Source organism: Rossellomorea aquimaris TF-12, assembly GCF_001648555.1.
Taxonomy (GTDB): domain Bacteria; phylum Bacillota; class Bacilli; order Bacillales; family Bacillaceae_B; genus Rossellomorea; species Rossellomorea aquimaris.
Window position 1 is genome coordinate 722849 of record NZ_LQXM01000029.1, and the last position, 25633, is coordinate 748481.

Consider the following 25633-nt stretch of genomic DNA (forward strand, 5'->3'; position numbering starts at 1 on the left):
AATTAGAAAGCTACCCAATCAATGAAAAAAGCCAGTCACAAAAAGTGTGACTGACTTTCTATTCATTAGATCCATACAATCGTTACGAATGCTAATACTGTGATACCTGCAACAAGTGCTCCAGAATACAAGAATAATGCAGGAGCTTCATGACCTTTATGACTCATGTGCATGAAGTAATAAAGTTGAAAGATAAGTTGCACTACTGCAAGCAAAAGAATGAATGGTACAACAAAGTACTTATCAAAATCTCCTGCTACTGCAATAAATGCTACTAATGTTAAGAAAATCATTAACATAAATGATGCAACCTGCATTTTCATGTCTTCTGCATTTTTCTTACGACGATATTCGTAATCTACACTTGGGTTACCTGAATTTGATTGTTGATTCGCCATCAGTTTATCCCACCATTCCCATTAAGTATACTACTGTAAAGATAAATACCCATACAACGTCGATAAAGTGCCAATATAGAGACGCTAAATAGAACTTAGGAGCATTGTAAAGGTTTAAACCACGTTTAGCATTACGAAGCATTAAACTCGTAATCCACAATAGACCGAAAGCTACGTGGCCACCATGGAATCCTACTAATGTATAAAAGGATGAACCGAATGCACTACTAGTAAAAGTATGTCCGAATTCGTGAACATAATGATTAAACTCGTAAATTTCTAATCCAAGGAAGCCAGCACCAAGAAGAACCGTAATTAATAACCAAGCTTGCATGCGTTGAAAATTATAATTCTTCATATGGTACATTGCATAAACACTTGTAAGAGAACTTGTAAGAAGTAACATTGTTGCTAAAAATGCTAATGGAAGTTCAAAGATATCAGCTGCAAGAGCATGTGAATCACTTGGAACTTTGTCTTTAAGTGCTAAGTATGTTGCAAATAATGAACCGAATAAAACTGTTTCTCCACCAAGGAAGAACCAGAAGCCCATAAATTTATTTTTCCCCTCAAGGGTAGCCTTTTCAGGGGAGGCTGGCCAGGTCTTCGGCGTGTATTTTTCTTCCGCGTGCATTATGCCTTACCCCCTTTATCGTCATCCATTAAGTCTTCTTTATGAACATGGTATCCATGATCATCCACAACAGAACGTAAGAACATTCCACCTAAAGTGATTAACATACCGATAATCAGAACAGGAATTGCCCATGCTTTGTCTCCATCAGGATGATACATAGCTCCAAACGCAGCTATAAATAATCCTAGTGAAATAATAACCGGTAAAATGGAGTTATTAGGCATATGAATATCCCCAATTGGTTCTGCTGGTGTAAGATCCTTCTTCCCTTCCATTTTCTCTAACCAATACGCATCTAATCCACGGATTAGTGGGGTTTGCTTAAAGTTATAGAATGGTGGTGGTGATGGAATTGCCCATTCAATGGTACGTCCATCTCCCCAAGGATCATTCGATACTTTTACTCCTTTAACTTGAGTCGAAATAACGTTATACACAATAACAAGAACGGCTACACCCATGAAACCTGCTCCAATGGAACTGATAAGGTTTCCAGTTTCTAACCCTTGACCAGGTAAGAACTTCCAAATACGACGTGGCATTCCCATTAAGCCAAGGAAATGCTGAATGAAGAATGTTAAATGGAACCCGAAGAAGAATAGCCAGAAGCCAATCTTTCCTAAGAAATCATTTAACATTGTTCCAAACATCTTCGGCCAGTAGTAATGAACACCTGCTAATAAGGCAAATACTACTCCACCAACGATTACATAATGGAAGTGAGCTACTACGAAGTAAGTATCATGGAACTGATAGTCTGCTGTTGCAGCTGCGTTCATGATCCCTGTAACTCCACCTGCAACGAATGTAGGAATGAAAGCTACTGCATAAAGCATAGGAGTCGTAAAACTTATGCTTCCTCCCCACATAGTGAGAAGCCAGTTAAAGATTTTAATTCCAGTTGGAACGGCAATCGCCATTGTAGCAACTGCGAAGATAGCATTTGCTATCGGTCCTAGACCTACTGTGAACATATGGTGAGCCCATACCATGAATCCTAAGAAACCGATTAGGACTGTTGCGAAAACCATGGAAGAGTAACCAAATAAACGTTTTCTTGAGAAATGTGGAATAATCTCAGAGAATATTCCAAAGGCTGGTAAAACAAGAATGTACACTTCCGGGTGACCAAAGATCCAAAAGAAGTGTTCCCATATAATGGTGTTCCCTCCATTTGCTACATCGAAGAAATTTGATCCAAACATACGATCAAATAGCATTAAGAATAATCCTACAGTTAATGCAGGGAAAGCAAATAGAATAAGAGCAGATGTAACAAATACTGTCCACGTAAACAGTGGCATACGCATATATGTCATACCTGGAGCACGCATATTAATGATGGTAACTAGAAAGTTAATACCACCAATTAAGGTACCTGCACCCGATATCTGTAATCCTAATACATAGAAGTCAATACCATGACCTTTTGAATGTAATGAAAGCGATGCATAGGAAGTCCACCCTGCATCAGGCGCTCCGCCTAAGAACCAAGAAAGGTTAAGGAATACTCCCCCAGCGAAGAATAACCAAAAACCTAATGAATTTAGGAAAGGAAACGCTACGTCTCGAGCACCAATTTGTAATGGTACAACAGCATTCATAAATGCAAATATCAACGGCATAGCCGCTAAGAAAATCATCGTTGTACCGTGCATTGTTAATATTTCGTTGTATAAACCTGCACTAACAAAATCATTGTTAGGCACTGCAAGTTGTATACGAATGATAAGAGCTTCCAGACCACCAACTAAGAAGAAAAATCCTCCTGCCATTAGGTAAAGGATGGCGATCTTTTTATGGTCTACTGTAGTTAAATAATCCCATACAGTCGCTCCGAAGCCTTTTTTCTGTGCATAGCTACTCACGATTAAACCTCCCTTTTTACTAATCCCCTATTATTCTTGAACCTTTAAGCCCATAAGGTACTCTGCAAGGGCATCCAGTTCTTCTTCATTCAGGTTACCATATGTACCTGTCATTGTGTTTCCTGGCTTATACTGCTCAGGGTCTTTTAACCAATTTTTAAGTTCTTCTTCATTGTGATCTAAAAAGCCTGCAATACGAGAACGTTCACCGAAATTAGCCAGGTTTGGTGCTTTACGAGCAACTTCTGGACGTCCATCCTGTGGTGAAACTGCGTGACAAGCTAAGCATTTTTGGTTGAAGATTTCTTGTCCTTGTTTTGCTTTTGCAGTAGTCGGTTTAGGTTCTGCTGCATTTTTCATATCTTCTACCCATGCTGTAAACTCATCTTTCGGAAGTGCTTTTACTTTAAAGTCCATGATTGCATGAGATGGTCCACAAAGTTCAGTACATTTCCCGTAGAATAATCCACCAGCTTCATCAGACTTTTGACCATCAAACTCAAGGAAGAAAGTATTTTGATTATCAACGTTTGCATCAATCTTACCTCCAGCAGCTGGAATCCAGAATGAATGCTTTACATCTGAAGCAGTGACATTAAAATAAACCCTTTCATCTGTAGGAACTACCAGTTCCTGAGAAGTAATGATTTTTTGATCAGGGTATTCAAATTCCCACCAATAAAGATTAGCACGTACATTGACAACTAATACTTCACGGTTTCCATCTTTATCTTTCTTCTCCATAGCTTTTGTGTCAGCTAATTCGAATGTAGACGTTACAGTAGGAACGGCAAGAATCAGTAGAAGGATAATTGGGATTACTGTCCACACAATTTCTAATGTATGGCTTCCTTCAACTTGTTTAGGAATAGTAGTATCTCCTTTTTTTCTACGGAAACGAATGATCGCAACCATATAAACGATTACTACTACAATGATTACTAATACCATTATTAACGTTGACAGTATCATTAAATCATATTGTGACTGTGCTACTTCACCAGCTGGCTGTAATGTGGATAAAAACGGCTCTCCACAACCAGAAAGAACTAGCGCCATCATTGCTACAATTGAGAATAAGCGCCACTTAGATAGCCTTGCTTTCATAGCTTAATCAAACCCCTCTTTCATGTAATGTACTTTTTGAATAAAACAAGGACTCATAAAAATATCTATTTGGATTTCTTATCAGAAAGAATTCCCACATTTTTTATAGTACGGTAACAATAACCATAGCTACAAACAAGATGGTCAAATAATTAAGAGAATAAACAAACATAAGTTTTGACCATTTTATATCATCTTTCATTTTATAACCTGCTAACCCAAGGGCTAACCAGCCAATATTGAAAGCTGTTGCTAATACAAAGAAGAACATTCCCAAATCCATCAAAAAGAAAGGTAGTGGTAAAAGGGCTGCAACCCAAGCGACAATATGGTGCTTCGTTTTAGCAAATCCCTTCACTACTGGAAGCATTGGTATATTCGCTGCTCTGTATTCTTCCACTCTCTTCATTGCTAAAGCGTAGAAGTGTGGTGGTTGCCATATGAACATCATTAAAAACAATACCCATGCTATTAAATCTAGATTTGCATCTACCGCAGCCCATCCAATTAATGGTGGAACAGCACCTGATATACTTCCTACAATAGTATTACTAACATACTTTCGTTTTGACCACATTGTATATAATACAACGTAACTAAAGACTCCTATAATTCCAATTACACCTGCTGTAACAGTTGTCATAAACAACATGATAGTACCGATAGTAATCATCAATAACCCAAGGCCTAATGCTTTAGGTCCGTTAATTTTCCCAGTTACAGTCGGTCTTCCCTTCGTTCGTTCCATGAGATGATCTATATCTCGATCATATACATTATTTATACTACATGAACCTGCAATGATAAGGGATGATCCAATTAAAGTAAGGAATATAACATCGAGAGAATTTAGAAAGTGTGTATTTGTAAAATAAAATGCTAACCACATTCCTGTAAAAGTTGTAATAAGGTTAGAATTAACGATTCCAATTTTTATTAATGATAAAAAATCTTTCCAAACAGTTGTGGCTGTTATATCAGCTTCTTCTAAATTTGCCATCGTACGACTATTAGACATTTTTCTCCTCCTCTCTTTAAACGCCAGAGGCTTATACTACCTCTATACTATAAAGGAAATGCATAACCATTACTATCTCTCTTTAATGAATCATGCATAGATAGAAATAGTATATATGCTATCAATATAATATTAAACCATATATTTTTTCCTTTTTGGGAGTGAAATGAACAATATTGTGAAGAAATTGTGAAGAAAGAAATTCATCAGGAATTCTTCATCATATTACAAACATTTTAAACCCATCATATCACAAATATGAAATAAGCGCTTCCAGATTTCACATTTCTATAAATTAGTATAATTTCTTCACTAATTGTCATTTTATGGTACGTAAATAGCTAATGTCATTTTTTAGACAATTCTTCTCTACTTTCGGTCTAAATAATGGTACAAAGTATACAACCATTGATTTTATTGGTTTGAGTTACTCATACTTTTCAAGCGCCTATATAAGATTGAACATACTGCATATTAAATTAGAAATAATCAAGATTCTGTAACATTTTATCGGTTGAGTTTTCTGTGTCTTTTATGTATTATCGTAAAGGCATATATATTTTTCTAGTATTTTATCTTATAGAAAGTGTGTAGAGTCTATTAGTTAAGAAGGTGAATAGATTGCATAAAGGTTTAAAATGGCTTGCCGTTCTTACTACTCTTGGCATGTTATTTGTTCTTTTAGGTGGAGCTCTTGTGACAAAAACTGAATCAGGAATGGGTTGCGGACGGTCCTGGCCACTATGTCATGGGCAATTAATTCCTAGTAATATAACGATTGAACTTGTTATTGAACTGGCTCATCGCGTTGTTTCTGGTGGAGTGGGTTTGTTGGTATTAGCCTTATCAGTATGGTCATGGAAGTCAATAGGGTATAAGCGGGAAACCAAATTTTTATCCATACTATCTTTCTTTTTTATTGTGCTTCAAGGTCTAATTGGTGCAGCAGCAGTTGTATGGGGACAATCTGACTTTGTATTGGCATTACACTTTGGCATCTCGCTTTTATCTTTTGCTTCTATATTATTATTAACCCTGCTTATTTTTGAAGTGGATCAAAAATTTGACGCAAACAATTTAGTGATTGACAAACGTATGAGATTTCATATGGTGGGTGTCACATTGTATAGTTATATTGTGGTTTATACAGGAGCTTTAGTACGACATACAAACTCAAGCCTTGTTTGCAAGGATTGGCCATTATGTGTAAACTCAGCCCCTAGCCTCCCCACTAATTTATACGAGTGGGTTCAAATGGGCCATCGAATGGCAGCGGGATTAATCTTTATCTGGATAGCTTATATTACGTATTTGGCCATAAAAGAACATAAGCATCAAAAAGTCATCTATTGGGGATGGATCATTGCATTTACGCTAGTTTCTCTTCAAGTAATATCAGGGGCCTTAATCGTGTTCACTCGACTAAATCTCGGAATTGCTTTATTACACGCTCTTATTATCGCCTGCTTATTTGGACTGCTATGTTACTTTAACTTGTTGGCATCCCGTAGTCGTCTTCAAAAATAACCAATAAAAATTTTCTAATATAGCTCACAAAAAAGGTCAGAGAATAAATTCTCTGACCTTTTTAAGTCTAAAAACGCTTTTTCAACCTATTTAATGTCCACTCTTACGCTTTTTGTACTTCTATCAATAAATCTCCAGGGCTAATAGCATCCCCATTTTGAACATATATATCTTTAATCACACCAGCAAATGGAGCTTGAACAGTGGTCTCCATTTTCATGGCTTCAGTGATCATTATATGATCGCCTCGCTCCACCTTTTCTCCTTTTTCAGCAATAACCTTTATGACTGTACCAGGCATAGATGCACCAATATGACTGTCATTTTTAGGATCTGCTTTCATCTTTGTAGCAACGGTAGATTTGATGCTTTCATCCCTAATTACAATTTCACGAGGTTGACCATTGAGCTCAAAGTATACGATTCTGGTACCATCAGCTTGCGCTTGACCAATTGAAACTAGTTTAACGATCAATGTCTTACCCGTTTCTATTTCTACTTCAATTTCCTCTCCAAGCCTCATACCAAAAAGGAATGTTGGTGTATCGAGAACTGAAATATCACCGAATTGCTCCATCGTGTGAGCATACTCCTTAAAGACTTTTGGATATAAGGCATAGCCTAGTGCATCAAAGCTTGTCACAGGGCGACGAAGTTCTTCATAAAGTTCTTCTTTTAATGTTGAAAAATCCACATCATCTAAGAGCTCTCCAGGTCGAACAGTTAATGGTGAGCGCCCTTTTAAAATAACCTTTTGCAGGTCATCCGGGAAGCCCCCGTGAGGCTGACCAAGATATCCTTCAAACAACTCAACAACTGAATCAGGGAAATCAATTTTTTCACCTTTTTCAATTACATCTATTTCTGATAAATCATTTTGAACCATGAATAATGCCATATCTCCGACAACTTTAGAAGAAGGAGTAACCTTTATAATATCTCCAAAAAGATGATTTACTCGTGCGTACATTTCTTTTACTTCTTCCCAGCGATGCCCTAAGCCCACTGCTTTTGCTTGTTGTTGAAGATTACTGTATTGACCTCCTGGCATCTCGTGCTTATAGACTTCAGAATGTGGAGACATCATTCCACTTTCAAAATCCACATAATATTTACGAATGTCTTCCCAATAGTGCGACAGTGTTTCAAGTGAATCAATATTCAATTTAGGTTCACGCTCGGTACCTTTTAACGCATAATAAAGGGAGTTAGCACTTGGTTGAGATGTTAGTCCTGCCATAGTACTAAGTGCAGTATCAACGATGTCTACTCCTGCTTCAATGGCTCTTGCATACGTATAAATACCATTTCCACTAGTATCATGAGTGTGTAAGTGAATAGGGATATTCACCGTATCTTTCAATTCAGATATTAAGCGATAAGCAGCTTGAGGTTTTAATAACCCTGCCATATCTTTGATTGCTAATATATGCGCTCCGCTTCCTTCTAAGTCTTTAGCTAAATTTTTGTAATAGTCGATGCTATATTTCGTTCGAGTCGGATCTTCAATGTCACCTGTATAGCAAATAGCTGCTTCTGCAACTTTTCCACTTTGTCTTACAGCATCTATAGCAACTTCCATTCCTTTTACCCAGTTTAAACTATCGAAGATTCTGAAAACATCGATTCCAGCATAGGCAGACTTTTCAACAAATTCTTTAATTACGTTATCGGGATAATTTTTATATCCTACAGCATTTGAAGCTCTAAGCAGCATTTGGAATAATACATTTGGTATTCTTTCTCTCATCGTAAGCAGTCGATTCCATGGGTCTTCCTTTAAAAAACGATAGGCAACATCGAACGTTGCTCCTCCCCACATTTCAAAGGAGAACATATCTGGAAGCAACTCTGAGGTAGGTTCAGCAATCTGCTTTAAATCATTCGTTCTAACACGAGTGGCAAGTAAAGACTGATGAGCATCCCTAAACGTCGTATCGGTTAAAAGAACTGATTTTTGATCCTTCACCCAATTAACCAATCCTTCTGCACCATGTTGGTCTAATATTTGCTTAGTACCAGGTTGAAAATCATTTAAAGACTGAAGTGATGGAATTCTAGGCTTTGTAAAAACTGGTTTTTTCTTTTTTTCGATTCCAGGGAATCCATTAACTGTTACATTTCCAATATACGCAAGCATCTTTGTTCCACGATCTTTACGTTTAGGGAAAATAAATAATTCTGGAGTTTTATCAATAAAAGAAGTATTATACTCCCCAGTTATGAACTTTTCATGTTTAACTACATTCTCTAAAAAAGGAATATTTGTTTTTATTCCACGAATTCTAAATTCTTGAAGATTTCTGACCATTTTGGATGCAGCTTGTTCAAAGGTTAACGCCCATGTTGAAAGCTTCACAAGTAAAGAATCGTAATACGGTGTGATGACTGCACCTTGGTATCCGTTTCCAGCGTCTAAACGAACTCCAAAGCCACCTCCTGAACGATAAGCCATAATCTTTCCTGTATCAGGCATGAAATTATTTAATGGGTCTTCCGTTGTGACACGCGACTGAATAGCGAATCCATTTGTACGAATATTCTCCTGAACCGGTATGCCTAATTTATTCGTATGTAAGGAATGTCCCTCAGCAATTAATAGCTGTGATTGAACAATGTCCACGCCTGTTACCATTTCAGTGATCGTATGTTCCACCTGAACTCGTGGATTCACTTCGATAAAATAAAATTCATTATTAGCTACCAGGAACTCAACTGTACCAGCGTTAACATATTTTACGTTTTCCATCAATCGAACTGCTGCATCACATATGTCCTCTCTTAACTTTTCAGGTAAGGAAACAGAAGGAGCTATTTCAACTACCTTTTGGTGGCGTCTTTGAATTGAACAATCTCGTTCATATAAATGAACAATATTCCCTTCCTCGTCTCCTAGAATCTGCACTTCAATATGCTTTGGATTCTCAACAAATTTCTCAACATAAATTTCGTCATTACCGAATGCTGCTTTTGCTTCAGATTTTGCACGTTCGTATGCTTCTTTCAAGCTTTCAAGGTTTCTGACAATACGCATACCACGTCCGCCACCACCTAAAGAAGCTTTAATGATTATTGGGAACCCATTATCCTTCCCGAAGCTAATGACCTCTTCTAAAGTAGAAACAGGGCCTGGGCTACCAGGAATAACTGGAATATTGGCTAACTGAGCTTGGTGTCGAGCCTTCACTTTATCTCCAAACATATCCAGATGTTTTGTATGAGGCCCTACAAAGGTAATCCCTTCTTCTTCACATCTTCTGGCAAAATGAATGTTTTCTGATAAAAAACCATAGCCTGGGTGAATAGCATCTACATCCGCTTTCTTAGCGATTCTAATGATATCTTCTATATCCAGATAAGCATCTATCGGCTTCTTTCCTTCACCAACTAAATATGCTTCATCAGCTTTATATCGATGATATGCTCCAGAGTCTTCCTTACTATAGATTGCAACTGTTCTAATATTTAGTTCCGTACAAGCCCGGAACACGCGGATAGCAATTTCTCCACGATTAGCTACTAGTACTTTTTGAATTTTCTTCAATACACTCTCTCCTTTTAGCTGTTCATGATTGAAAATCTTTCATTAAGCAGTCTATGAAAAAAGGGCTGACCCAAAGAACGATACTAAAAGTACCTTAGGGGGCAGACCCTAGACTTATCATTTAGATCATTATTCTTTCAAAACTACATTTTTAACCCATATATTTTACCGCTTGTATTCCTATTCTCCGTTGGTGGACTATTTTCCTGCTTTGTTTTATATTTTTCTTCATATTTAACAAACATAGAGACATTTACAAGTACTCCCATGGAAAGTGATAACACTAATAGTGAAGAACCTCCATAGCTAATAAACGGAAGGGGGACACCTGTGATTGGAATTAATCCTGACACACCACCTAAATTGATGAATGCTTGGATTCCAATCATACTTGAGATTCCAATAGCTAACATCGTACCGAAAGGATCCTGGCATTTAACTCCTGTATAAATCCCTCTAAGAACAATATACGAGAGCCCTAAAATAACAAAACTTACTCCAAACACACCAAGCTCTTCGGCGATAATCGCCATGATAAAATCCGTTTGCGGTTCGGGTAGATACCCTAGTTTCTGAACACTTTGCCCTAAACCTAACCCCTTTATTCCACCTGAACCAATGGCCAAATAGGAGTTAACCAAGTGGTAGCCCTCACCTTGAGCATATTTAAAGGGGGATAAATATGCTTCAATTCTGCTAAGTCTTTCCTTTGTAAAAATAAATCCCCTAGCTAAATAGATGACTGGTGATAGGATCAGGAAAAAACCTATACCTACCCCAGCTAACTTGAAGAACGTTTTAAAACTTATACCTGAACATAAGATTACAATCATTCCTATGGCAAATATGATAGCTGCGGTACCAAAATCCGGCTCAAGAAAAACGAGGAAACAAATAAATCCCAGAAATAAAAGTGGTGGAGCTAGTCCCTTGTTAAAATCGTCTATATAACTTTGTTTCTTAGAGTAAACCGATCCAAGATAAATGATAACAGCAAGTTTTGCAAACTCAGAAGGTTGAATATTCATAATTCCAACATCTATCCAACTTTTAGCATTATTTACTTCTGTACCAATAATATGTACTGCAAACAATAACCCGATAATGACAAACATAAATGGCTTTATAATGATTCCTACCTTAAATGCTTTGTATGGAAACCATGCTGCTGCTGTAAAAGCAATAAATCCAATTACTATAAAAATCAATTGCCTTTTATAAAAATGGTCACTGTCCCAACCAAACCGTTCAACAGCCATAACCATACTTGCACTGTAAATCATAACTAAGCCAAACAAACATAAAAATAAATATACAGCTATTAATGAATAGTCATAGGACTTTAAAATTTTTTTAATCATGACATTTTCAACCCTTTTTATTATTCTGTTTCTATGCTCGATTTTCAAATCCGAATTTTTCTTCACGAAATTACTATAAAAATTATGTAATGGTTCAATATTATGTAGCTGCTTATGGAATCATCATAAACAAAAAAACTCAAACAACAGAACGATGTATTGTTTGAGTTGTCATGACTATTTTACTTTTTTGTAGATGCTTCATGAAGGGCAGAAAGTTGTCTTTCTAAAGAATCAATAAGCTCTTTTCCATCTACATCGTCTACTAGCCCTAATCGGACTGCAAATTCTATTTCACGGGATAATCCGAACATTTGGGTATCCAACACTTCCTCATAAAGAGGGCATTGGGGCATCGTTAAATTATCCATTTGTACTTTTATAAGTTGTAAAATCTTTTCTGCGTCGGCCTTTAATAATTCATAGGCTTTTTCTCGATGATTAACTGTCATTTCTGACGCCACAGTGATCCCCCCCATTCCGAACAAATAGCATTCCTGTCTTAAAATTTTATCGTTAATCCGCTAAAATTGCAAGAAAAATAAGTGTTTTTGTTAGGAATGAGTAAGTTTTATCACTTGTTTATTTTAGAGCTTCAAGATTGTATTACTCCTTTAAAAAATACTCCATGAATATTTAGTACTGAGCATTTCCAAAAGCTTTAAGCCGCCACTGCTATTTCCTATTTCATCTAGCGCAGGTCCAAAGACTCCGATTCCACATTTCCCCGGCACAGAACCCATTATCCCTCCGGACACTCCACTCTTTGCAGGGATGCCTACTTTAATTGCAAATTCACCAGAACTATTGTACATCCCACATGTAACCATAAATGTCTTACAAATACGGGCAACATCTCTCGAGATGACTTGCCTACCTGTTTCGAGATCTATACCATCATTAGCAAACACCGCTCCAATTTTTGCTAAATCAACACAGTTCATCTCAACGGCACATTGTTTAGTGTAAAGAACAAGTAAATCTTCAACATTACCAGTTATAACTCCGTGTTGTTTCATAAAATAGCAAAGGGAACGATTTAAGTTTGCTGTTTGTAATTCTGAATAAGCCACATCTTCATTGTACGAAACCTTTTCTCCTGTTAAGTGACAAATAAATTCAAGTAACCTATCCCATTTCTCAATAACCGTATCACCTTTGATCATATTGGTTACTGCCAAAGCTCCTGCATTAATCATTGGATTTAGAGGTTTTGAAGGTTTATGAGTTTCGAGCTTTGCTATTGAATTAAATGGATCTCCCGTTGGTTCCATTCCCACCTTTGAAAACACTTTTTCTTCCCCATAATCCATTAAGACCAAAGCCAAAGTAATGACTTTGGAAATACTTTGTAAAGTGAATTTTTTCATATAATCCCCACTATAAAATGAGGTGTTATCTAAAGAGTATATACAAATAGCTAAATCAGTTGGGTCCTGATCACTTAGAGCAGGAATATAATCCGCTACTTTACCTTTTATCGCAAATGGCCTTGCTTGATTTATTAAATCATCAAGTAAATCTTGAGTGTGGTTCATTTTTTTCACACGCTCCTTTTCTTCTCTAAATAGTTTCCCTTAATTCCACGTTAGGAAACACTGTAAATGCTTTCATTTATATGTGACAAACCTTTTTATAACATATATACTTGTACTATCAGCTAGAGAAAAAGGAGGAAACTTCAGTGGAAAGCATTGTACCCATTAAAGGAAAAGTAAAATTCACCATCACACTAGATCCGGGGGTCTGGATATTCGATGACAGAAAAATTGACCTGACCACTTATTTTCATCAGCCAAATGAACGAGTTGATGAATTAGAAGAGTATACGAAAGCAATATCAAAGCATTGGTCTAGAGAGATACAAGAAGGTGCCACCTATCCACCAACCTTAAAAACTGAAAAGAAATTTGAAAAGGAAAAGATTCTCTCCGGAACCTTCGCTATTCCGTTAACTCCTTTCCTTACGAACGCAGAACCTACTAATGAAGCAACTTCCGTTGTAATCGAAACGGAAAATAATGAATATAAAATAGCCCTGTCTAAAATCGATGATTTATTATTAGCTTTCTCTAAAAATGGAAAACCATTAAGGGAAGATGGTCCTATACATATCATTTATCGAGATGGCTCTAACCAGCACAACCCAATTACATCTGTTAAAGGGTTTCGTGTTGAATAACAAACGATTGAATATTATCCAATAAAACACAAACAAAAAAAACGATTCAGGAACACCTGAATCGTTTTTTTCATACAGTATTATTGTGTTTGTAAACAATGCTCTTAAAGTATATCTGCTGCAAGTTGTGCAAGGCCAGAACGCTCACCCTTCATCAACTTTACATGACCTGCTAATTTTTGATCTTTAAATTTTTCTACTACATAGGTTAACCCGTTGTTGTATTCATCTAAATAAGGGTGATCTATTTGAGCAGGGTCTCCCATTAACACAATCTTACTCCGCTCTCCTACACGTGTTAAAATCGTTTTCACTTCATGTTTTGTTAAGTTTTGAGCCTCATCAATTATAATAAACTGATCCGGGATACTTCTACCCCTGATATACGTTAGAGCCTCTACCTCTATTGATCCCATACCTGCTAAAATATCATCTAATTCTCCAGGTTTTTTTACATTAAATAAATATTCTAAATTATCGTAGATAGGTTGCATCCAAGGACGAAGTTTTTCTTGTTTCTCCCCTGGAAGATATCCGATGTCCTTACCTACTGGTACAATAGGACGTGCGACAAGTAATTTGTTGAATTTATGAAAATCCTCTGTTTGAAGCAGACCTGCTGCCAATGCTAATAACGTTTTGCCAGTCCCCGCTTTACCAATCATGGTCACTAAAGAAATGTCGTCTCTTAACAAAAGCTCCGTTGCCATTGTTTGTTGAACATTTCGAGCTTTTATTCCCCACATATGTTCTTGGTCGTACACTAATTTCTTTACCTTTAAACCAGTTGCATCTACCATTCCAATAGCCGAAGCAGAGCTACCTAAAGCATCTTTCATAATTAAAAATTGATGGGAATGAAATCTTTGCTTCGTCATATCCGAAAGAGTAAGCTCTCCCTTATCATAAAATTGATCAAGCCACTCTCTTTCAGTGTATACTTCCATAAACCCAGTATATATATCATTAACCTCGATAACACGGTCACTTAAGAAATCCTCGGCTTGTAAGCCTAAGGCATCGGCTTTAACTCTCACAAGTGTGTCTTTACTTACTAAAATGACAGACTTTCCATCTTTCTTTGCCTCTTCTTCTAATGATAAGTTTTTGGCAACCGCAATAATTCGATTATCATTGGTTTTCTCTACAAATATTTCTTGCAATTGTTGAAAGGAACGGTGATTCAATTCTATTCTAAGAGATCCCCCAGTATATAAAGGGATTTTTTCATGGAGCTTTCCTTCTTGCCTTAAATTATCTATTAACTTCGATACATGTCTTGCGTTTCTTCCGATTTCATCCATATAACGCTTCTTAGAATCCACTTCTTCTAAAACGACTGCAGGTATAACCACCTCATTATCTTGAAATGAAAAGATGGCTTGTGGATCTTGTAATAAGACATTGGTATCTAAAACATAAATTTTATTCAAATCGATGCCTCCTGCTCCTGATTTCTTCTTACTATTGTATGTAGCCAATGGTGTTCCGGTTATTCCTAGCTACGTAAATAGGACGGCCCGTTTCTAAAATATATGAATAAACGTATAAAGATAGAAGAAAATTACACAATAAGAAGAGATAATGATCACAATTCGGGAGGTACAACATGACTAAGCTTATCTATCTTTTCATACTAACCCTTATCCTTTCAGCCTGCGCTAACAAAAATGAGGTTGGGTATAATAATGATCAAAACAGTAAGAATACTAAACCCATCTCTGTAGAAGATAGCAATATTCAGCATGTAGAAAGAAAATCTGGGCAACAAATTTCAAAACATCTCGTAAGCTTAACAACTGGAATTCCAGATGTTAAAGATGCCACCGCTGTTGTCTTTGGTAAATACGCATTTGTCGGCATTGACATTGACTCCAATGTTGAGCGCTCACAGGTAGGTTCCATCAAATACTCCGTTGCCGAAGCTTTAAAGGATGACCCTTATGGGGCTCAAGCTATTGTTGTGGCAGATCCTGACTTATATGCAAGACTAAAGGAAATCAGCAAGGATATCCAAAACGGACAACCTGTACAAGGAATTATGAACGAATTATCTGACATCTCCGGAAGGTTAATGCCAGAGCTACCAAAATCATTAAAACAAACAGATCCAGAAAATGCTCCAAAAGAACCCAAGAAAAAAATCAACAATACAAAAGAGAAACAGTTAAAGAAAGAACAAGAAAATCAATCGTATAAAAAAATTGACTAATTTGAAAGATGTTAGCATATTTTACAAAATACACTCACTCCCCTCCCATTCAAGGCAACAAGTCTTAGGAGAATCAAATAAAAAAGGAAAAAGCCATGAAACGCTTAATATTTAAGCATCTTTCATGGCTTCTATTACTTGTCGATCTAAACGATCAGCTGCATTTTTATCGTAAGTCTTTTCATAAGTCGGTTCGGTAGAAATTTTTGATCCATAAAACATGACGTCTCTGACCTCATCAATGTCAAGCTTAAAAAGCGTTAGCTTTAATGGCACCCCATCAAGTTTCGATTGATGGATCACTGCTTTTCCGCCAATAGAATAGGTAGATTCATTGGCAATTAAATTAATGACTACAAGAGAGTTTTTCTTAATATTCTCAACAATTCTAGATCGTTGATCCACAGCAAAAAAAACAGTCTGCTCATCTTTAGCGAACACCCAGGAAATGGCGCTTACATTTGGACCGCTACTTTCATGATCAACGGTCGACAAAGTCACAAATTTTTCCGTTTGTAGTTGTTCAAATAATGCAGGAATTAAGCTACGTTCTACTTGATTAGCCATACAATCCCCCTTTATATAGCTTAATGGAATATTTTCAAGTGTTAGCCTATTGTTAGCATGTTTCAATTTGATTATACTATATCAAATTGTCATAATAAATACACACAACAAAGTTATTTAAAGCGTTTGTTCTTACTACATGATATACTAATGACACTAGACTTATGAATAGATAAAGTTAGAGGTGTGAAATATGAGAGTTAAATGTGCGTTGTGTGAAGTAATTGATAATATCGATGATTACTCATTACAAGCGAAGAGATTACGAAATAGACCGATTCACACATATATGTGTGATTCCTGCCATGACCGCATAAAAGAAAAAACAGAAGAGAGAGTATCCACAGGTAATTTTAAATTTTATAAATCTCCACAAGTGGAAGATGAATTTTAAAAAGATTTCATTCGGAGTATTCGTTGGATTAATTTCAGGTTCCCTACTAGGAGTATTTTTAAAATTTATACAAAACATCACAAACATAAATGTATATGTCCTATTACTCAACGTAGATTTTCTTCCACTAATCGGGAAGGTAAGCTGGCCAGAATGGATTGAATTTTCATTTCATCTCTTGATTTCATGTATATTAGGAGTAACCTTCATATTCTTAATAAAAAAGACAAATTGTTCAATTAAAATGATTTGGTTATTATCCTTTGCATTGACCCTTCCAACAGTATTACTTTACTTTCCCCTTTCTTATTTAGCTCTAAAAGATGTACCAGAGCTACTAAATTTCAATGCCATTTTTATATGGACGTTAGGACATTTACTTTACGCAATATCTTTACCAGCCATATATTTTCTAGGTAAAAAAAGGATGTCATCTCTTTAACCGAGATGACATCCTTTTTAATGATCTTTTATACATTACCTTTTTTCTTTTCGTTTGTTAAACGAATCTTGTATATGACTAAAATAAGAGCAGCTACCACTAATCCCTCAGCAACAGGTAAAAAGATGCCTAAGAATGTTAAAACCGTACATCCTACTAGCAGGAAGATATAGATTAGGATCGACTTCATTAACGGTAGCTTCTTTGCAAAACCGAGTTTGTACACTAAAATACATAGTCCTACAATGGTCAAATACAGCAACCACATACCCATTTCCGCGTTTTCGTCTACACGGTAAAGGGATGCGAAAAAGGACAAACGCTCTGTTACATCCATTTCCTACTCTCCCTTCAATCCGTTTATTGAGTAACCTTGTTCTTCTTTTCTGCTCTTTCTCGCTCATTCTTATCCAGAATTTTTTTACGAAGACGAATTGATTCTGGAGTTACTTCACAATACTCGTCATCATTTAAATATTCAAGAGATTCTTCTAATGTCATGATTCTTGCCTTTTTAATGGTTACGGTTTGATCTTTGTTGGCAGAACGGACATTCGTCGCTTGTTTCAGCTTCGTGATATTAACGGTAATATCATTTTCTCTTGTATGTTCTCCAACAATCATTCCACCATAGATTTCTGTACCGGATTCAACGAAGATAATGCCGCGATCTTCCACTTGCATGATTCCGTATTGAGATGCTTTCCCAGTTTCCATTGATACAAGAACACCTTGACGACGTCCACCAACGCGACCTTTTTGAAGTGGCTGATAGCTATCGAATGTGTGATTGATGATACCATAACCGCGAGTAAGGGTCATGAATTCAGTTGAATAACCGATTAATCCACGTGCAGGTACCATGAACATTAGACGAACCTGACCATTACCGTTGTTCACCATATCTAGCATTTCACCTTTACGTTGACCAAGTGATTCAATGACTCCACCCATATATTCTTCAGGGATGTCAATTTGAACACGCTCAACAGGCTCACTTTTCACGCCATCAATCTCTCTAATGATAACCTGTGGTTTAGATACTTGTAATTCGTAACCTTCACGACGCATGTTTTCAATCAGGATTGATAGGTGAAGCTCTCCTCTTCCTGAAACCGTCCATGCATCTGGTGAATCGGTTGGTTCAACACGTAAGCTGACATCTGTTTGAAGCTGAGCTAGTAAGCGCTCTTCGATTTTTCTTGAAGTAACGAATTTACCTTCTCTACCTGCAAATGGACTGTTGTTTACAAGGAACGTCATTTGAAGTGTAGGCTCATCAATGCGAAGAACCGGAAGTTGATCTTGATGTTCAACTGGGCAAACCGTTTCACCGACGTTAATATCTTCCATTCCAGAAACAGCGATTAAATCGCCAGCCTTTGCTTCTTGAATTTCTTCACGCTTTAATCCGAAGAAACCAAAAATTTTCGTTACACGGAATTGTTTAACTGTTCCGTCAAGCTTCATTAACACTACCTGTTGACCAACCTTCATTGTCCCTCTGAATACACGGCCGATACCAATACGACCGACATAGTCATTGTAATCAAGCAGCGCAACCTGAAATTGCAGTGGATCTTCAGAGTTATCTACTGGAGCAGGGATATGCTCAATGATTGAATCGTATAAACACTGCATGTTTTCATCTTGTTTTTCAGGGTCTGGATCTGTACTTGCTGTTCCATTGATGGCTGAAGCATAGACAACCGGGAATTCAAGCTGTTCATCATTTGCGTCCAGTTCAATGAATAATTCTAATACTTCATCGATTACTTCTTCAGGACGTGCTGAAGGCTTGTCAATTTTATTGACAACAACAATTGGTGTAAGATTTTGTTCTAGTGCTTTCTTAAGAACGAAACGGGTTTGAGGCATACAACCTTCATACGCGTCTACTACTAGTAGTACACCGTCTACCATTTTCATGATACGTTCTACTTCTCCACCAAAGTCAGCGTGTCCTGGAGTATCAAGAATGTTGATACGTGAGTCTTTATATTGAATCGCCGTATTTTTCGCTAGGATTGTAATACCGCGTTCTCTTTCTAAATCATTTGAATCCATCGCACGTTCTGAAACTGTTTCATTTTCGCGGAAGATTCCTGATTGCTTTAAAAGCTCGTCTACTAAAGTCGTTTTTCCATGGTCAACGTGAGCAATAATAGCAATATTTCTAAGGTCATTTCTTAAGTTCATATTTCCACTCCTGAATATTGGATTTCTTTCCTAATAGGTTAAAGATATGTTCGATTTCTGTTCAACTAGACCATTATATCACAGCATGTAGAAAAGCCATAATAAATCTTTTTGGCTAGCGTAACTTCTCAGGCTTTTGTACCTGCCATGCCCCTTCTCTTTGCACAATATCTGTGTAACCGGTAAAATTCAATAAAAAAATACATACTTTCATGTTATTATAACCATTGAAGCCAATTTAGTTTAATGATTAATAATGGAAACGGTTATGGGTTAAAATCTACTACCGCATTAAAGAATGAAAAAGGTCGTTTAAGAATAATAGATGGGGGTTAGAGAATGGGAAACATAAAATGGATTTTTGTTTTATTTTCAATATTAGCAGCAGCTTCACTTATGGGAATCGCAATATCCATCAGTGAGGGTAGCTTACTTATCGCTGTCTTCAGTTTGATTTGCCTGTTTATAACAATGGGATATGGCTTTAAAACAAAGAAAAAATACCGGGAAGAAGGTAAGCTCTAATTGAGTGGTTTGTACAGAAACTAAAAGGCATGGAAAAGGAATGTCCCCTTCCATGCCTTTTCTTATCTATTTTTTAACCTTTAAGTACTTTGTTAAAATCGTTTCATGCAGACCAGGTTTCCCGACAAATACTGAACTCTTGTTCAATGGGTTTAATGTCTCTCCTTTTAAATCAGAAACAACGCCACCCACTTCTTCGATTAAAATTTTACCTGCCGCAAAATCCCAGGGAGCTAATCTCATCGTTAAATAAGAATCTAGCCTTCCCGCTGCAACATAAGCCATCTCCATGGCAGCTGATCCATAAGAACGGGTTCCTCTTACATCCCTAACTAAAGGGGCAAGAATTGTATGATCAATACGATTGTTTTCTGTAACCCACAAAGCATTAAGTGCGATTACAGCATCTGCAATGGAGACACTTTTAAGAGTGGGGAGCTTCGTATCATTCATGTATGCTCCTTTGCCCTTACTTGCGAAATAAAGCTCATCATGAACGACGTCATATATGTAACCTAATTGACCAACACTTCCATCATATATCCCAATCGAAATAGCAAAATTTCGTTGTTGATGCACAAAATTCATTGTTCCATCTATGGGATCGATAATCCATGTGATACCAGATAATTCGTTCAACTCATCCCCATACCCTTCTTCACCAAGTATTTGATGATCTGGGTAGGTTTGACGAATGTTTTCAGTAAAATAATGCTCTGTTGCCTCATCCATATCTGTTACTAAATCGTTACGATTTGATTTGGTTTTGATATTTAGTTCCGTTTGAAATGAGTGGCGAATTCTTTCTCCAGCTTCTTTTATCCATGATCTCACGTTTTGATCTAATTCAGTCCAGTTTGTCATCGTTTAGACCTCCAATATACTATATGAAAAACAAGTACTTTATTTCTAATATGTTCCTTTTCATAGTCCCTACTCACTTATTTATATGTAAATAAGATATGAAAGAGCTTTTCTATAAGTAAATAGCTTAATGGAAATATGAGGCTGTTTCAAGGAAAACACCCTAGAGAACTATCTATTTATTCGTTCCCAATTTGTAAACTTGGTGAAGTTAGAGCTCAACAAAAAAGCGAACTCTTCACATAATTAGAAGTTCGCCTTCAATCCTTTGTATTCATTTTATTGATCATAATACTTTATACCCCTTATTAGGATTAAAGCTTTATAAGGCTTTCATTCTTATTAGCTCTTCACGAATACTCACTAACTTTTGTTTAGACTTCGTTTGTGTCTCTTTGTTTTTTGTTTGAATTGCCTCAAATAATACTGCAAGCTCATAATCTAATTCAAGTCTCAATACATTTAATCGTTGCTGCTGTACATCACGTTTTTTAGAAGTGTTCATTACTTGTTTCAAGTTCATACACCCCTTCCGTTTTATCTGATTGTTCTGATAATAATTACTACATGTTATGAAATTTCTCCTCATCTTGTAACTAAAATGTGCAAACACCCAACTTAAAACGTTTAATATACAAGCTTCCTCTTTCTTGTGATAAGATATGGTTGTTAAAAGGAGGATACTAAATGAATTTTAAAGGCTTTACACAAGATGATTTCGATGTTTTTGCCATTGACGGTTTGGATAATAGAATGAAAGCGATTCAAGAAAACATTCAGCCAAAATTAGAATTTCTGGGAGAGCACTTTGCACCAACTTTGAGTACATTAACTGGTGAAGAAATGTTTTATCATGTAGCAAAACATGCACGTCGATCAGTAAATCCACCTAATGATACTTGGGTTGCTTTCGCTAATAACAAACGTGGTTATAAAAAACATCCACATTTTCAAATAGGATTGTGGAAAACCCATGTGTTTATATGGTTTGCAATGATTTACGAAGCTCCAAACAAAGCTGACTTCGGTAAAAAAGCTGAAAAAAATGCAGATGACATCCGATCATTCATTCCAAGCCATTATGTTTGGTCAGGCGATCATACTAAACCTGATGCTACACCTTTTTCTTCTATGACTCGGGATGATTTCATTTCCCTTACTCAAAGAGTTCAAAATGTAAAAAAGGCTGAACTATTATGTGGCGTTCATTTAGATCGTGATACAATTGTAAAAATGAATGGCGATGAGCTTGTCCACAATATTAATAGCGCCTTTGAAACACTTTTACCCCTTTATAAAATGAACTAAACCAATAGAAAAAGTGTTTAACAGAAAAAGAAGACTACCTTGTCGGTAGTCTTCTTTTTAATTCATAGAAATTGATTCGTTCTCTTGGGATTCTTTCATTTTCTTCACTACTCGGTAAGATGAATAGCCACTAGATTCTTCAAATTCATTGCAAATTTTCTTCTCTTCTGATTTACTCGGTACAATTTCTTTGAACCTTTTATATCTACTCATAAGCTCTTCTTTTTTTACACTTTTTTCATAAGCCTTTTCCACAGCCTCAAAAAAAGAAATGACATCGATTACTTCTTCTGTAGACCAGTCAATCGAGAAAGGGTATTGATATTCCATTTTTCTCAAACAACTCCTTGTTAGTCATTATTTCTCGTTCCACTTTCTTCGAATTCCTTCTGCTTGAGCAATCATTCGTTGAATCAGTTCATGTACAGATGGACTATCTTTTATTAATCCCATGACTTGTCCTGCCCATGCGAATCCATTATTCATTTCACCGTTATAAATAAAACGTTTATTTGCTTCACCGCTTATGTAATCTTTAATGCTCTCATATCCAGCGTTTAATGCTTCAGTCTCGATAATTTGATTAGTCCAAGTGTTTGAAATCGCTCTTGCAGGAGCTCCAAGTGAACGTTTAATGACTACTGTACCATTCTCATCTCCTTCAATCAAGGCGCGCTTATAAACATCCGAAGCATGAATGCATTCCTTTGTAGCAATGAACCTAGTCCCCATTTCTACTCCTTCTGCTCCAAAGCTTAAAGCTGCCATTAAGCCTCTCCCATCACCAACACCTCCAGAAGCAATTACAGGAATCGATACAGCATCCACAACCTGAGGAATTAATACAAAGGTTCCAATATCATCTTTCCCTAAGTGGCCGCCTCCTTCATGGCCAACCACCATTACGGCATCAGCTCCAAGCTCCTCTGCTTTAATCGCTTGTCTCTTAGAAGCCACCAATACTAATTTCACAATATCCTTTCCTTGTAACTGATGGAATAATGGTGTTGGATTACCTCCTGTTACAGAAATAACAGGTACATTTTCTTCTACAGCTACATCAACAAAATCTTTAAATGGGCGCCCATGCTGGCCAATGGCAAAATTCACACCAAAAGGTTGATCTGTTAATGTCTTTACTTTTCTTATCTCTTCCCTTAACTCCTCTGAGTTATCTAATGACATTGCTGTAATTTGTCCTAATCCACCAGCATTCGACACAGCAGCTGCTAATTCAGCATATGCTAAATGAGCTAATCCACCCTGAATGATAGGATATTTGATGTTTAATAATGTTGTAACTTTTGTACTCCAATTCAACTTAATCCCTCCTATACTTCAACTATTCTCGATATTATAAATAAAATCCTTTTCTTATGATAAAAATGAATAAAGTATGGGCATATGCCACTATGCAAAGAAAATGTTAAGTGCTATAATTCATTTGTTTGTTGAAAGAGATTGTCTTTATTGTTTTAAAAAGCTTGCTATTCCTTTATAATAATCACTTTAGGATTCATGTTAATAAGTATACGAAGAGGTGTTGAATGAATTGTCTCAATATGAAACGCCGTTATTTACCGGCTTAATTGAACATAGTAAAAAAAATCCTGTACAATTCCATATTCCTGGACATAAAAAAGGGGCAGGAATGGATCCTACTTTTAAAGATTTCATCGGAGAAAAAGCTCTCTCGATTGACCTCATAAACATTGGTCCATTGGATGATCTTCATCAGCCAAAAGGGATGATAAAGCACGCCCAAGATTTAGCTGCAAAAGCATTTGGTGCAGATCATACATTTTTCTCAGTCCAAGGCACCAGTGGCGCCATTATGACTATGGTGATGAGTGTGTGTGGTCCTGGAGATAAAATTATTGTTCCTAGGAATGTTCATAAATCTGTTATGTCAGCAATCGTATTTTCAGGAGCAACTCCTATCTTTATCCACCCTGATATTGATGAGGATCTTGGTATTTCTCACGGAATAACAACCGACGCCGTTGAAAAAGCCCTGGAACAACACCCGGATGCAAAGGGAGTTCTTGTCATTAACCCTACTTATTTTGGCATTTCCGCTGACTTGAAGAAAATTGTTGAAATAGCCCATTCATTTGATGTTCCTGTGTTAGTTGATGAGGCACACGGTGTTCACATACATTTCCATGATGATCTTCCCCTGTCAGCAATGCAGGCTGGTGCAGATTTAGCAGCCACAAGTGTTCATAAACTGGGCGGTTCAATGACGCAAAGTTCTGTTCTTAATATGAAAGAAGGTCTTGTCTCATTTAAAAGAGTTCAAACCATATTAAGTATGTTAACAACAACCTCCACTTCTTACCTGCTACTGGCTTCATTAGATGTTGCTAGAAAAAGATTGGCTACTGAAGGATATGAATTAATAAGCAAGACGATTGAATTATCTCAACAAATTCGTAAAGAGATTAATACAATTGATGGACTTCATTGTGTAGGGAAAGAAATACTCGGAACGAAAGCGACGTTTGATTTTGACCCAACAAAATTAATTGTTTCTGTGAAGGATTTGGGGATAAGCGGGTTTGATGCTGAAAAATGGTTGCGAGAGGCATATAACATCGAAGTTGAAATGTCGGATTTATACAATATTCTTTGTATTATCACACCTGGTGATACAGAAGTGGAAGGAAACCAGTTGGTTGCGGCTTTAAAAGAACTGGCAACTCAATTGAAGAAACACGGAGATATTAAACCAGTCACTGTAATGTTACCTGATATTCCTGTTCTCTCAATGACTCCAAGAGATGCCTTTTATGCTGATACAGAAGTCATCCCAATCGATGATTCTGTCGGCAGAACAATAGCAGAATTCATCATGGTATATCCTCCAGGAATTCCGATATTTATTCCAGGAGAAATCATTACCAAAGAAAATATAAGCTATATAAAAACAAATATCGAAGCTGGATTACCGGTTCAGGGTCCTGAAGATTATGACCTAAGACACTTACGAGTGATTAAAGAACATCGAGCAATACGTTAAATCTGTACAAAAAAGGATGAAGAAGTTTCACTTCTTCATCCTTTTTATTTATGATAACCCCTTTTGAGACCGTTCTAATTCCTTACTCCCCTAAGCAGGTATTAGTCATCTAGTTCTACATCATCATTGCAATCACAGCAGTTAGAGAATAAAACAGAAACTTTCTCATCCTCATAATGATCAATAGTGTTAAGGCAAGATTGACATACAATTGTTCCCATCTTTATTTCCTCTCCTTCACAAGATGTTTTTGAAAACGCTTTATTTTCCTTACTTATATAATAATATAACACATTTAAAAAATCAACCTCTAATTGTATAACATATTTAACTTTTTATTCTTCCATTAAAACATACTATTGAATAATAAAATATATGTAAACATTTTCAAAAAAATGTTTAATTTGTTTAAAATCTTATTCTAAAGTATACAAAAAACGCCCAAATGAACTATAGTT

The 25633-nt window shown here is 36.5% G+C and carries 25 protein-coding genes; 7 read left to right on the forward strand and 18 right to left on the reverse strand.

Translation table 11 applies throughout. From position 1 onward, the window contains the following. Window positions 1–65: 65 nt before the first annotated feature. From ctaF to cyoE, 5 genes are all read right to left on the reverse strand, one after another. Window positions 66–398, reverse strand: a complete 333-nt coding sequence (gene ctaF, locus IQI_RS17145) for a cytochrome c oxidase subunit IVB (protein ID WP_064093836.1) — start codon at window positions 396–398, stop codon at window positions 66–68. A gap of 4 nt (window positions 399–402) precedes the next feature. Then, window positions 403–1032: a cytochrome (ubi)quinol oxidase subunit III gene (locus IQI_RS17150; protein ID WP_064093837.1), complete on the reverse strand. Its 630-nt coding sequence runs from the start codon at window positions 1030–1032 to the stop codon at window positions 403–405. Next, window positions 1032–2903: a cytochrome c oxidase subunit I gene (ctaD, locus tag IQI_RS17155; protein WP_064093838.1), complete on the reverse strand. Its 1872-nt coding sequence runs from the start codon at window positions 2901–2903 to the stop codon at window positions 1032–1034. Before ctaD ends, IQI_RS17150 begins: the two co-directional genes overlap by 1 nt. 30 nt (window positions 2904–2933) lie before the next feature. Next, window positions 2934–4010, reverse strand: a complete 1077-nt coding sequence (gene coxB, locus IQI_RS17160) for a cytochrome c oxidase subunit II (protein WP_064093839.1) — start codon at window positions 4008–4010, stop codon at window positions 2934–2936. Between the two features lie 103 nt (window positions 4011–4113). Continuing rightward, window positions 4114–5028 (reverse strand): heme o synthase, encoded by a 915-nt coding sequence (cyoE, locus tag IQI_RS17165; RefSeq protein ID WP_064093840.1) that lies wholly within the window; start codon window positions 5026–5028, stop codon window positions 4114–4116. A gap of 621 nt (window positions 5029–5649) precedes the next feature. Here cyoE and IQI_RS17170 point away from each other — a divergent pair. Further along, entirely contained in the window at window positions 5650–6555 is a 906-nt protein-coding gene (locus IQI_RS17170; protein WP_064093841.1) for a COX15/CtaA family protein, read from the forward strand. 103 nt (window positions 6556–6658) lie between these two features. Here IQI_RS17170 and pyc read toward each other — a convergent pair whose 3' ends face one another. The 4 genes from pyc to glsA form a co-directional block, all read right to left on the reverse strand. Beyond that, window positions 6659–10099 carry a pyruvate carboxylase gene (pyc, locus tag IQI_RS17175; RefSeq protein ID WP_064093842.1) on the reverse strand — a complete coding sequence of 1147 codons (3441 nt, stop codon included), beginning with the start codon at window positions 10097–10099 and terminating at the stop codon, window positions 6659–6661. 143 nt (window positions 10100–10242) lie between these two features. Beyond that, window positions 10243–11460, reverse strand: a complete 1218-nt coding sequence (locus IQI_RS17180) for an FtsW/RodA/SpoVE family cell cycle protein (RefSeq protein ID WP_064093843.1) — start codon at window positions 11458–11460, stop codon at window positions 10243–10245. A gap of 182 nt (window positions 11461–11642) precedes the next feature. Beyond that, window positions 11643–11924 carry a YlaN family protein gene (locus IQI_RS17185; protein ID WP_064093844.1) on the reverse strand — a complete coding sequence of 94 codons (282 nt, stop codon included), beginning with the start codon at window positions 11922–11924 and terminating at the stop codon, window positions 11643–11645. Window positions 11925–12074: 150 nt separating this feature from the next. Beyond that, a complete protein-coding gene (gene glsA / locus IQI_RS17190) occupies window positions 12075–12998 on the reverse strand; it encodes a glutaminase A (RefSeq protein ID WP_064093845.1) in 924 nt (307 codons plus the stop codon). A 146-nt stretch (window positions 12999–13144) separates the two neighbouring features. Here glsA and IQI_RS17195 point away from each other — a divergent pair, with 146 nt between their 5' ends. Beyond that, window positions 13145–13642: a hypothetical protein gene (locus IQI_RS17195; RefSeq protein WP_064093846.1), complete on the forward strand. Its 498-nt coding sequence runs from the start codon at window positions 13145–13147 to the stop codon at window positions 13640–13642. Between the two features lie 104 nt (window positions 13643–13746). Here the strand turns inward: IQI_RS17195 and IQI_RS17200 are convergent, their stop codons facing one another. Further along, a complete protein-coding gene (locus IQI_RS17200) occupies window positions 13747–15075 on the reverse strand; it encodes a PhoH family protein (RefSeq protein WP_064093847.1) in 1329 nt (442 codons plus the stop codon). Window positions 15076–15251: 176 nt separating this feature from the next. Between IQI_RS17200 and IQI_RS17205 the strand changes: the two genes are divergently transcribed. Beyond that, window positions 15252–15854 (forward strand): YhcN/YlaJ family sporulation lipoprotein, encoded by a 603-nt coding sequence (locus IQI_RS17205; RefSeq protein WP_064093848.1) that lies wholly within the window; start codon window positions 15252–15254, stop codon window positions 15852–15854. A 111-nt stretch (window positions 15855–15965) separates the two neighbouring features. On the opposite strand, the gene IQI_RS17210 is transcribed toward IQI_RS17205, so the two are convergent. Then, the gene (locus IQI_RS17210; protein ID WP_064093849.1) at window positions 15966–16421 is read right to left on the reverse strand and encodes a pyridoxamine 5'-phosphate oxidase family protein; all 456 of its coding nucleotides are present in this window, start codon (window positions 16419–16421) and stop codon (window positions 15966–15968) included. A gap of 193 nt (window positions 16422–16614) precedes the next feature. Here IQI_RS17210 and IQI_RS17215 point away from each other — a divergent pair, with 193 nt between their 5' ends. Continuing rightward, window positions 16615–16815 (forward strand): YlaI family protein, encoded by a 201-nt coding sequence (locus IQI_RS17215; protein ID WP_064093850.1) that lies wholly within the window; start codon window positions 16615–16617, stop codon window positions 16813–16815. Window positions 16816–17285: 470 nt separating this feature from the next. On the opposite strand, the gene IQI_RS17225 is transcribed toward IQI_RS17215, so the two are convergent. Then, window positions 17286–17594, reverse strand: a complete 309-nt coding sequence (locus IQI_RS17225; RefSeq protein WP_064093852.1) for a YlaH-like family protein — start codon at window positions 17592–17594, stop codon at window positions 17286–17288. Between the two features lie 23 nt (window positions 17595–17617). Next, window positions 17618–19456 (reverse strand): translational GTPase TypA, encoded by a 1839-nt coding sequence (gene typA, locus IQI_RS17230; protein WP_064093853.1) that lies wholly within the window; start codon window positions 19454–19456, stop codon window positions 17618–17620. A 339-nt stretch (window positions 19457–19795) separates the two neighbouring features. Here typA and IQI_RS17235 point away from each other — a divergent pair, with 339 nt between their 5' ends. After that, window positions 19796–19981 carry a YlaF family protein gene (locus IQI_RS17235; RefSeq protein WP_064093854.1) on the forward strand — a complete coding sequence of 62 codons (186 nt, stop codon included), beginning with the start codon at window positions 19796–19798 and terminating at the stop codon, window positions 19979–19981. A gap of 66 nt (window positions 19982–20047) precedes the next feature. On the opposite strand, the gene IQI_RS17240 is transcribed toward IQI_RS17235, so the two are convergent. Next, the gene (locus IQI_RS17240; protein WP_064093855.1) at window positions 20048–20845 is read right to left on the reverse strand and encodes an inositol monophosphatase family protein; all 798 of its coding nucleotides are present in this window, start codon (window positions 20843–20845) and stop codon (window positions 20048–20050) included. 322 nt (window positions 20846–21167) lie between these two features. Next, window positions 21168–21368, reverse strand: a complete 201-nt coding sequence (locus IQI_RS17245; protein ID WP_328585746.1) for a hypothetical protein — start codon at window positions 21366–21368, stop codon at window positions 21168–21170. Window positions 21369–21532: 164 nt separating this feature from the next. Here IQI_RS17245 and IQI_RS17250 point away from each other — a divergent pair, with 164 nt between their 5' ends. Beyond that, entirely contained in the window at window positions 21533–22153 is a 621-nt protein-coding gene (locus IQI_RS17250; protein ID WP_064093857.1) for a YktB family protein, read from the forward strand. A gap of 57 nt (window positions 22154–22210) precedes the next feature. On the opposite strand, the gene IQI_RS17255 is transcribed toward IQI_RS17250, so the two are convergent. Both IQI_RS17255 and IQI_RS17260 read right to left on the reverse strand, forming a co-directional pair. Next, a complete protein-coding gene (locus IQI_RS17255; protein WP_064093858.1) occupies window positions 22211–22483 on the reverse strand; it encodes a UPF0223 family protein in 273 nt (90 codons plus the stop codon). Between the two features lie 27 nt (window positions 22484–22510). Next, window positions 22511–23473 (reverse strand): NAD(P)H-dependent flavin oxidoreductase, encoded by a 963-nt coding sequence (locus IQI_RS17260; protein ID WP_064093859.1) that lies wholly within the window; start codon window positions 23471–23473, stop codon window positions 22511–22513. 232 nt (window positions 23474–23705) lie between these two features. Between IQI_RS17260 and IQI_RS17265 the strand changes: the two genes are divergently transcribed. Continuing rightward, window positions 23706–25175, forward strand: coding sequence for an aminotransferase class I/II-fold pyridoxal phosphate-dependent enzyme (locus tag IQI_RS17265; protein WP_064093860.1), 1470 nt, complete (start codon window positions 23706–23708; stop codon window positions 25173–25175). A 101-nt stretch (window positions 25176–25276) separates the two neighbouring features. On the opposite strand, the gene IQI_RS20395 is transcribed toward IQI_RS17265, so the two are convergent. Beyond that, entirely contained in the window at window positions 25277–25396 is a 120-nt protein-coding gene (locus IQI_RS20395) for a GapA-binding peptide SR1P (RefSeq protein WP_082892769.1), read from the reverse strand. Between the last annotated feature and the right edge of the window lie 237 nt (window positions 25397–25633).